Origin of the sequence: Cobetia sp. SIMBA_158 (genome assembly GCF_046566945.1) — a bacterium.
GTDB lineage: Bacteria > Pseudomonadota > Gammaproteobacteria > Pseudomonadales > Halomonadaceae > Cobetia > Cobetia amphilecti.
In genome coordinates this window covers 1-234 of sequence record NZ_JAWJYL010001126.1, presented here as the reverse complement: position 1 = coordinate 234, position 234 = coordinate 1, and the positions used below count along the sequence as shown (strand labels likewise).

Annotated in this window: 1 pseudogene; it reads right to left on the bottom strand. The window is 53.0% G+C overall.

Features of this window, described 5'->3' with window-relative positions:
- Positions 1 to 234 (bottom strand): annotated as a pseudogene (locus R2R70_RS23270) (ATP-dependent DNA helicase RecG); the annotation flags it as partial.

The following is a 234-nucleotide window of genomic DNA, read 5'->3' as shown; positions in this document are numbered from 1 at the left end:
ATCAGGGCTTTTGCTTGTTGTGGGTAACGTTCGTGAATATGTCGCGCCAGGCGCTGAACTTCCGGGATCATCGCCTGATCGCGCAGTAAATCCGCCACTTTAAACTCAGCATTACCCGTCTGACGCGTACCTAACAGTTCACCCGGTCCGCGAATCTCTAAGTCTTTCTGTGCAATCACAAAACCGTCGTTGCTGTCGCGCAGCACTTGCAGCCGAATTTGCGCGGTTTTGGAG